The sequence below is a fragment of the Acidobacteriota bacterium genome (genome assembly GCA_034211275.1).
GTDB lineage: Bacteria > Acidobacteriota > Thermoanaerobaculia > Multivoradales > JAHZIX01 > JAGQSE01.
In genome coordinates this window covers 1-9,835 of the sequence record JAXHTF010000232.1, presented here as the reverse complement: position 1 = coordinate 9,835, position 9,835 = coordinate 1, and the positions used below count along the sequence as shown (strand labels likewise).

The 9,835-nt window shown below is 68.7% G+C and carries 5 protein-coding genes; all 5 read left to right on the top strand.

Annotated features, from left to right (window positions below):
* Positions 1-3,492 (top strand): amino acid adenylation domain-containing protein (locus SX243_23100; protein ID MDY7095872.1); only part of this gene is annotated, 3,492 nt, incomplete at its 5' end.
* A gap of 11 nt (positions 3,493-3,503) precedes the next feature.
* Positions 3,504-4,784 (top strand): aspartate kinase, encoded by a 1,281-nt coding sequence (locus SX243_23095; GenBank protein ID MDY7095871.1) that lies wholly within the window; start codon positions 3,504-3,506, stop codon positions 4,782-4,784.
* Entirely contained in the window at positions 4,781-6,109 is a 1,329-nt protein-coding gene (gene ectB / locus SX243_23090; GenBank protein ID MDY7095870.1) for a diaminobutyrate--2-oxoglutarate transaminase, read from the top strand. The genes SX243_23095 and ectB overlap by 4 nt, the downstream gene beginning before the upstream one ends.
* The gene (locus tag SX243_23085; GenBank protein MDY7095869.1) at positions 6,106-7,503 is read left to right on the top strand and encodes an MFS transporter; all 1,398 of its coding nucleotides are present in this window, start codon (positions 6,106-6,108) and stop codon (positions 7,501-7,503) included. The genes ectB and SX243_23085 overlap by 4 nt, the downstream gene beginning before the upstream one ends.
* A 147-nt stretch (positions 7,504-7,650) precedes the next feature.
* Positions 7,651-9,835 (top strand): PKD domain-containing protein (locus SX243_23080; GenBank protein MDY7095868.1); only part of this gene is annotated, 2,185 nt, incomplete at its 3' end.

The following is a 9,835-nucleotide window of genomic DNA, read 5'->3' as shown; positions in this document are numbered from 1 at the left end:
CTGCCCACGGATCGGCCTCGGCCGCCGGTCTACAGCCATCGGGGGGCGTCGCTGCCGGTGGCTTTGCCGAGGGCCCTGGTGGCCGACCTCGAGGGGTTGGCGAAGGACCACCGCACGACTCTCTTCGCTGTGTTGCTGAGCGCTTGGCAGATCCTGCTGCACCGGTTTACCGGCCAAGCACAGCTGCTGTTGGGCACTCCGGTTTCCGGTCGCCGTCAGCCGGAGCTCGAGGCTTTGGTGGGCTGCTTTCTCAACACCCTGGTTATCTCGGCGGATTTCCGGAGCGATCCCGCCTTCGGCGAGTTCCTGGAACGAACCCGGACGGAGCTCTTGGAAGCTCTGGCGCACCAGGATCTGCCCTTCGAGCGGCTGGTCGAAGGGCTCCAGCCCCGCCGAGACCCGTCCCGGCCGCCACTGGTCCAGGCTTTGGTGGGTCTCCACCATGTGCCGTTGAGTCCGGGCCGGGTCGCGACGGTGGAGCTCACCCCCATGGAGCAGGCGGAAAGCTCCGCGAAGGCGGATCTCAGCCTGATTCTGGAGCGCACGGCAGAAACCGTAGACGGGGTGTTGGAGTTTGCGACGGATCTCTTCGACCGGACTACCATCCAGCGCCTGCACGGGCAGCTTCTGCGGCTGTTGGAGCGCATCGGAGGCTTCCGAGAACAGGGCTCCTCGCTGCCCGTGGGCCGCTGGCCCGTGGTCTCAGCGGCGGCCTGTCACCAGCTGCTCGTGGAGTGGGGAACGGGACCCTTTCCCCAGCGGGCTTTGCAGGGCGGTCAGCCGGAGCCCTTTCATCGGCGGGTAGCGGTCTGGGCGCAGCGGCAGCCCCAGGCCCGGGCGGTGGTGGCGAAGGATGGGAGCTGGAGCTACGGGGAATTGGACTCCTGGTCGCTGTCCTTGGCCCATCGTCTGGTGCGGCGGGGGCTCGAGCTCGAAGAGCCTGTGGGACTGTTCCTAGGCCGCAGCCCGGAGATGGTGGGGAGCCTCCTCGCCGTGCTGCGGGCGGGGGGAGCTTTCGTGCCTCTGGATCCTGCCTATCCGCCGGATCGTCTTGCCTTCATGATCGAAGACGCCGGGGTCTCGACGGTGCTCACCCTCCGCTCTTTGGCGCCGGAGCTTCCGGCGGCGGTGGATTCACTGGTCTTGGTGGATGCCCCCGGGGAAGGACTCGGGACCTCCCGGGAGGAATGGGAGAGGGCTCTGCCCGCCGTGGCGCCATCGGCGCTGGCCTACATCATCTATACCTCCGGCTCCACCGGCCGGCCCAAGGGGGTGGCGGTACATCACGGCGGGTTGAGTCATCTGTGGGCGGCGCAGGAGCAGGTCTTCGGCGTCGGGCCCGGGGATCGGGTGCTGCAATTCGCCGCGCTCTCCTTCGACGCCTCGATTTTCGAGATCGCCATGGCCTTGGCCGCCGGTGCCGCGCTCTTCCTCACCCCGCCGGAGGCCGCCGTCTCCGGACCGCCGCTGCGGAAGTTCCTAGCGATGCAGGGAATCTCTGTGGCGACCCTCACGCCCTCCGCTCTGGCGACCCTGCCGGCTGAAGACCTGCCGGCTGAAGACCTGCCCGCGGGGGATCTGGCTTCGTTGGACACCCTGGTAGTGGCGGGGGAGGCGTGTCCCCCGGAGCTCGCAGAGCGTTGGACCGAGAGCGCCGCTGGCCGGCGCTTCTTCAACGCTTACGGTCCGACGGAGGTCACCGTCTGGGCGAGCACCGAGCTGTACTGCCGGCAGCGGGCCCTGGGAATCGGTCGGCCCATTCCCGGTGCCCATGTCGCGGTTCTGGACCGGCGCGGAGAGCTCTCGCCGGCCAGTGTTCCAGGGCAGCTCCACATCGGCGGACCTGGCGTCGCCCGGGGCTACCGGGGCCGACCGAGCTTGACGGCGGATCGTTTTCGCCCGGATCCGGCGGCGCTCGGCGGTCGGCTCTACAGCACCGGTGATCTGGCCCGTTGGCGACCCGACGGCCGGCTGGACTTCCTCGGCCGCCTCGATCACCAGGTCAAGGTGCGGGGCTTCCGCATCGAGCTGGGGGAGGTGGAAGCGGCGGTGGCGGGACTGGCGGGAATTCGTGAGGCGGTGGCGGCGGTACTCTCTCCGGCCACGGGAGAGCCTCGGCTGGCGGTGTACTTTGTGCCAGACTCTTCCTCGCCGCCGGAGGTGGAGGCCCTACGGCAAGCCGTCCGCCGGCGTCTTCCCGAGCACATGGTGCCGTCGGCCTGGGTGCTGCTGGAGCGGCTGCCGCTGGCGGTGACCGGCAAGGTGGACCGCCGGGCGCTGCCGTCCCCGGAGCGTCAGGATCTCGGTCTGGCGGCGGTGGTACCGCCTCGGGACCGGCTGGAGCTGGAGCTGCTGGATCTTTTTCGGCAGATTCTGGGGCCGGTGGTGGCAGGGGTCTTCGACGACTTCTTCGAAGCTGGGGGGCATTCTCTGGCCGCCATTCGGCTGGTTGCTGGGGTGGAGGCGAAGCTGGGATTTCCTCTACCCTTGACGGCCCTCTTCGAGGCGGGGACGGTGGCGGCCTTGGCGCAGCGCCTGCGGAGCGCCGAGAGCACGCCCGGGAGTCGCGAGATTCTGGTGCCGATCTGCTCTCCAGGCTCCTCGTCTTCTCCCGTGTCTGCCCCCGTGCCCCCTCTCGTGCTAGTCCATCCCGTGGGGGGGAATGTCTTCTCCTACGCAGCGCTGGCTCAGAGCCTGCGCCGCGAGCGGCCGGTGATGGCGATCCAGAGCCCACCGCCGGAATCTTGGCCCGTGCCGCCCTCGGTGGAGGCGATGGCCGCTCGCTACCTCCAGGAGCTCGGGTCTTGGAGCGGGCGGCCGGCGGCAGGGATGCCGGTCCTCGCCGGTTGGTCGCTGGGAGCCGTGGTGGCTTTTGAGATGGCTCGTCAGGCTGCGCAGGCGGGGGCCGAGGTATCGGCGGTGCTGCTCATCGATCCTCCGACGCCCCCCTTCGGAGAGGTTGGTGAGCAGGCCGGGGGAGACGAGGACGAGGCGCGCATCGCCGCGGCGTTCCTCCTCGATCTCACCGGTTTCGGGGGAGCGGGCTCGGACGACGCTGTCGCCACCGAGGGAATCATCCGCGAGCTTGCCGCCCTCGGCCCGCGGGAGCGGGCCCAGGAGATCCTGCATCGGGCGGTAGCGGCCCGGGCCCTTCCGGCGACGGAGTCGGTAGATCGCGTCGAAGCTCTGCTCAGCCTCTTCCGTCTCAACGCCCGCGCTCTCGCCGCCTATCGTCCGCTCCCGGCGGCGGAAAGGGCGATGGCTTCATCGGCGCCCCCGGTGCATCTCTATCGGGCCAAGGGCAGCTCGGAAGATCCGGACGAAGGCGCCTGGCGCCGACTCTGCGCTCCCTCCCATCTGATGATCCATCCCCTCACCGGGGACCACTATTCGCTGCTGCGGGCACCCGGTGTCGCCGAGCTGGGGCGGGCTATGGAGGAAACCCTCGCTGCTCTGCCCGCGATACCGGCTCGTCTCGCCGGCAGCTCCTGAGGAGAGACCCTATGGCACTGGTAGTGCAAAAGTACGGCGGGACCTCGCTGGCCAGCTCCGAGCTGATTCTCGGAGCGGCGCGCCGGGTGGTGGAGAGGCGGCGGACCGGGGCTTCGGTGGTGGTGGTGGTTTCGGCCATGGGCGACACTACGGACGGGTTGGTGCGTCTGGGCCAGGCGGTGAGCCGGTGCCCCGCGCCGCGGGAGCTGGATCGTCTTCTCGGCACCGGTGAGACGGCCTCGGCGGCCCTGCTGGCCATGGCCATAGATGACCTCGGTTGGACGGCCGTTTCCCTCGACGGGGGAGAGGCGGGGATTCGCACCAACGACGTGCACAACAACGCCCGCATCGTGGAGGTGCGAACCCAGCGTCTGCGGCACGAGCTCGCCGCCGGCCGGGTGGTGGTGGTCACGGGTTTCCAGGGAAAGGATTCTCAGGGCGAGCTCACGACCCTCGGGCGCAGCGGGTCGGACACCTCGGCCGTGGCTCTGGCGGCGGCGTTGGGGGCGGATCAATGCGAGATCTTCACCGACGTGGACGGGGTTTTCAGCTCCGATCCGCGGATCGTTGCCGGAGCTCGTCTCCTGGGCCGCTTGCGGCTGGAGGAGATGGAGGAGCTCGCCTGGCAAGGAGGCCGGGTGGTCAAGGCCGAAGCGGTGGAGCTGGCTCGGGACAGCGGGGTCTCGCTGTGGGTGGGGGCTGCCTCCGGCGAGGGTGCGGGGACCTGGATGGAAACTGGCCCGGAAGAGACCTTCCGCCCCCGGCGACCACCGGTGAGTGGAGTTTCGGCGCGCCGGGATCTGATACGGATTACGGTGCCGGAAGACCTGTCCAGCGAGCGCCGCAAGGGGCTTCTGGACAGCCTCGCGGCCTACGACCTGATCTTCGTCCGCGGCTCCGAGACCGGGGCGTTGGAGCTCTATGTCTCCATCGAAGAAATCCCTGCCCCCGAAGAGCTGCGCCGGGAGCTTCCGGAGCGCTGGGGCGCTTGCGTGGAAACCTCGGAGCTTCTGGGAGCTGTATCCCTGGTGGGCTTCGGTCTCGGCTCCCGGCCGGCGGCTCTGGCGGCGGCTCTGAGCGAGCTCCGAGCCCTGGGATCGGACGGAAGACCTCTCGAAGTGCTCGCCACCTTCAGCAGCCGCGAGTCCTTCAGCTTCGTGCTACCGGTGGCGGCCGTGGCGCCGGCCATGGAACGTTTGCACCGGGCCTTCCTGGAGGAGCTGCCCTGGGTGCCTCCGGCGGCGGCTGGCGACGGTGCGGACGAACGGCTCCCCGGGAGCGTCGAGTCATGAGCCTGGAGATTTTTGACCGGCTGGAGTCCGAGGTGCGCGGCTATTGCCGGATGTTTCCGGATCTCTTCGAGCGCGCCGCCGGTGCCCGCCTCTATACCCACGACGGCAGGGAATACCTGGACTTCTTCAGCGGTGCCGGCGCCCTGAGCTACGGCCACAACCACCCACGAATCCAGCGCGCGCTGATCGACTATCTGGAGGCCGGCGGGGTCACCCACGCGTTGGATATGTCGACGGTGGCGAAGCGGGATTTTATCCGCACCTTCGAAGCAGTGATCCTGCAGCCCCGGGGCCTGGACTACAAGGTGCAATTCCCCGGCCCCACCGGCACCAATGCGGTGGAGGCGGCGCTCAAGCTGGCGCGTAAGGTCACCGGGCGTTCCAACGTGCTGTGCTTCACCAACGGTTACCACGGCATGACCCTCGGCGCGCTGGCGGTCACGGGCAACTCCACCAACCGGGCCGCCGCCGGGGTTGCCCTGGGCAATACCGTGGCCATGCCCTTCGACGGCTACTTCGGCCATGGCATCGACACCCTCGAGTATTTGGAGACCTATCTCCAGGACGCCTCCAGCGGCCTGGACAAGCCGGCGGCGGCGATCCTCGAAACCGTCCAGGCGGAAGGCGGTGTCCATCCCGCCAGCTGGGATTGGCTGCGGCGGCTCGCGGTGCTGCTGGCGAAGCACCGGATCCTGCTCATCGTCGACGACATCCAGGCGGGCTGCGGCCGCACCGGGCCGTTCTTCAGCTTCGAGCCGGCGGGGATCGTGCCGGATATCGTCTGCCTGTCCAAGTCCATCAGTGGCTACGGCCTGCCCATGGCTCTAGTGCTGATGCGCCGGGAGCTGGATTGCTGGAAGCCGGGAGAGCACAACGGCACCTTCCGCGGATTCAATCTGGCCTTCGTCGGGGCTCGGGCGGCGTTGGATTTCTGGCGCGGCGAGGAGCTGCAGAAGGCGGTGGAAGCCGCCGCAGAGATCGTGCGCCGGCGGCTCGCGCTGATCCATCGGCGTTATACGGAGGCCTGCGGTCCGCCCCGGGGTAGGGGCCTGTTGCAGGGCATTCCCTGCACTCCGGCGGAGGTCGCGGGGCGCGTCTCCCGGGCGGCCTTTGAGCGAGGCCTGGTGGTGGAGACCTGCGGCGCCGAGGAGCAGGTGGTCAAGCTCCTACCGCCGCTGACCATCGACGAGCCTTCGTTGGAGATGGGGCTGGAAATCCTGGACACCGCCTTCTCCGACGTTCTGGGCGCCGACGGCGAAGCCGGCGGGAGTCGTTCCGCCGCGGGTCCTTCCCCCAAGGGCTCGCCGCCCGAGGACGGAGCTTGAGTCGTGATCCGTTCCTCGGGAGCGGGAAGGGGCGAAGCTTCAGGACGTTTCTTCTCATCGCCATCGGGCAGGTGGTTTCCCTCTTCGGCTCTCACCTCACCGCCTTCGCCCTCGGCGTGTGGGTCTTTCAGCGCAACGGCTCCGCCACGGAATTCGCCCTCATTTCCTTCTTCGCAGTGGTTCCGGGGATCGTCTTGGCGCCGGTCTCCGGGGTGCTGGCGGACCGCTGGGACCGCCGCTGGGTGATGGTTTTGAGTGATCTGGGAGCCGGCGTGGGCACCATCGTGCTGGCCGTGCTGGCCGCCCGGGGGAACCTGGAGGTGTGGCATATCTACCCGCTGGTGGCTCTCAGCGCGACGTTCGCCTCCCTGCAGGGACCGGCCTTCGCGGCGGCGACCCCGCAGCTGGTGCCCAGAAAGCACCTCAGCCGCGCCAACGGCTTGGTGGAGATGGGCAGCGCCGGGGCGCTGCTGGCGGCGCCCCTGGCCGCCGGCGCCCTGATCGCCGACCTGGGGCTCGCCGGAATCATGCTCATCGACATCGCCACTTTCGTCTTCGCGGTGAGCTGTCTGCTCTTCGTGCGCATTCCCCGGCCTCCGGCCAGCGAGGAAGGCAGCAAAGACCGCGGTTCGATACTCCGGGAGGCCTGGACCGGCTGGACCTATGTCTCGGCGCGGCGCGGCATGCTCGGGCTGCTGCTGCTCTTCACCCTGGCCAATTTCAGCTTCGGCATGGTGCAGGCCTTGTTGACGCCCCTGGTGCTGACCTTCGGAACTGCCGAAGAGCTGGGCCGGGTGCTGGCGGTAGCCACCGGCGGCATGGTTTTGGGCGGGGTGTTGATGAGCGTGTGGGGTGGCCCGCGGCGAATCATCCGGGCCATTCTGCTGTGCTTCCTGGTGCAGGGGTTGATCCTGCTGCTCGGCGGCGCCCGTCCGAATCTGGTGCTCATCGCCGGCGCCGCCTCCGTGTTCACCTTCTGCGAGCCCATCATCTTGGCCTCCAGTCGCACGCTCTGGCAACGCAAGGTGCCGCTGGATCTTCAGGGACGGGTGTTCGCCGTGCGCCAGCTCATCGCCTGGTCCGCCATGCCCTTGGCCTTCCTCCTCGCCGGTCCCTTGGCGGACTTCGTCTTCGAGCCCCTGATGGCCGCCGACGGGGCTCTGGCACCCTCCCTGGGCGCGCTCATCGGGGTGGGGCCGGGGCGGGGGATCGGTTTGCTCTTCGTGCTCATTGGCGGTTTGATCCTCGGCGGGCTGGCGCTGGCGGCCCGCTACCGGCCCCTGGTGCGCTTCGAGGAGGAGATTCCCGATGCTCTGCCTGATTCTGATTCGGCGCCCGATCCTGAGGGTGCCTCAGAGTTTTCGCAGCACTCGCCCCGGGACGCTGCCGGCTGATCGGGTCAGAAGTAGCGAGGAGGGGAGCGCTTGTAATATAGTGATCTCGCTATTTAATTCGAGTCCCTAGCCAGAGGCTGCGCGCCCCCCCAGCAGCACGGCCCACCAGGCCGCGGTCACGGTGCTCATCGCGTTGGGGAGGATCTCATGCGCATCGCTTCTGGACCTGTTCTCGGTCTCGCTCTACTGCTCGTCGCGGCCCTGGTGGCCTTTCCGTTGGCCGATCCCCTGATCGCCCAGCCGCCGGTGGTTCCGGGCTTCCCCAACGTTCCTCAGACTCCCGGGACCCTGCTCAGTGGGCTCAACGCTCCGACCCAGGGGCGCACCGCCATCATCGCCTATCACAACGGGATCCTCTTCACCGTCCCCGAGCTCCCCTCCAGCGCTCCCGGCTCCGACTTCCAGGTGCGCACCTGGGACCTCGCCGATCCCACCAACCCGGTGGAGCTCGATCAGCTGGGCATTTCCCCCATGCCCATCAACGCCCACGGCTATTTCAAAAGCGGCGACTATCTGATCATCGGCCCCAACTGGCCGCCGGAGGCGCCGTGGTCCTTCCGGGCGCTGGCTCCGGGGAGCGTCCAGCGCACCGAATTCCCGGGGCTCCAGGGAGCCGGCGTCCGGGGTCAGCTCTTCCAGCCGTGGTACGCCGGGCCGACCTATTGGAGCTATGGAGAGATCTCCGGCAACGCCATCCTCGAGCTCGACGGTACGCGGCTGGCGGAGTGGGATCATCTGGGGCTCACCGGCGTCGTGGGACATCCCTTCATCCTCGGCGATCTGCTCATCTTCGCCTCCGACCAGAGCCGCACCGGCGTTGCCACCTACGACATCAGCGATCCCACCAACCCGGTGCTGCTGGACGTCCTCACCACCGGCGGTGCCGGCGGCTACTGGCCCGAGCTGTGGGGCGGTGACGGCAAGCTCTACGTGGTCTTTCCGTACCGCAGCAACGGCAACGGCTTCCGGGTGGTGGACGCCACCGATCCCACCAACCTCACCTTCGTCACCGACAAGCCTCTCCCCGGGGACGAGTCCATGTACATCCAATTCCAGGACGAGTACGCCTTCATGGGCGGCCACAAGGTGGATATGCGCAGCCTGGAGTCGGTGCTCTTCCTCGATGGCGCCAACGCCACCCGGCCCAACGATGGCGGCACCGGCGTCAACACCAGCCAGTTCCTCCTGCCCCTGGGCAATCTGCTGGTCACCGGCGGCATCGGCTCCAACCAGGGCATGGCCATCTGGGCGCATCAGGCGGATCCCGACACCCGTGGGCCGTCGGTGGGCTACCACATCCCCCAGGCGGGGCGCGCCAATTATCCTCTGGGGGCGCCCATCAGCCTGCTGATCCACGAGACCTTGGAAACCCCGACCTTGATCAACGGGCTGACCTTCATCGTCCGGCCCCTGGGGGGCAGCGCTATCAGCGGGCGTCTCGTCTACGCCTTCGACGACATCCTCACCTTCACCCCCGACGTGCCGCTGCTGCCGGATACGACCTACGAGGTGGTGTTGCCGGCGGGCGGCATCAAGGATGCCGCGGGCAACGGCATGGAGGGCTATTCCTTCACCTTTTCCACCGGCTCAGCGGTGGGTGGCAACCAGTCGCCGGTGGTGAACGGCTTCACCGCCTCGGTGCACCCCGCGGCGCCGGGGCAGAGCGTCACCTTCGCCGCCACCGCCAGCGACCCGGACATGGATTCGGTGGAGTACCGCTTCGATTTCGGCGACGGCTCTCCTCGCACCGCCTGGTCCAGCTCCGCCTCCGCGGCCCACGTCTACGCCACCAGCGGCCACTTCCAGGCGACGGTGCAGGTGCGGGACCCCAGCGGCTCTCTGGCCACCGCCACCCGCACGACGACGGTGTTGACGGTGCCGGCGGGGCCGCGGCCGACCCAGAGCGCGCCGGTGATCTGCGACGATGGCGGCCGGCGGGTGTGGACCGTCAACCCGGACAATGACACGGTGACAGCGGTGAACGCGGACAGCCTGGCGGTGCTGATGGAGGTCCCGGTGTGCGCCGATCCCCGCAGCTTGGCGCGCTCGGCCCAGGGCGAGATCTGGGTGGTGTGCCACGACGCCGACCGCATCCGCATCCTCGACGAGACCAGCGGCGCCGGCCTGGCGACTCTCGAACTGGGCTACGGCAGCGCCCCCTCGAGCATCGCCTTCAGCGCCGATGGCAGCACCGCCTTCGTCAGCCTGGAGGGTGGAGGAGAGGTGCGGCGCTTCGACGCCGTCACCCGGGCTTCGACCGGCACTCTCACCCTCGGCCCCGGCCCCAAGGCCCTGGGAGTTTCCGGCGACGGCACCCGGCTCTGGGCCAGCC

What these genes read in the sequence shown, in the direction of transcription:
- SX243_23095 (MDY7095871.1), top strand. Translation starts at nt 3,504, where the DNA reads ATGGCACTGGTAGTGCAAAAGTACGGCGGGACCTCGCTGGCCAGCTCC.
- ectB (MDY7095870.1), top strand. Translation starts at nt 4,781, where the DNA reads ATGAGCCTGGAGATTTTTGACCGGCTGGAGTCCGAGGTGCGCGGCTAT.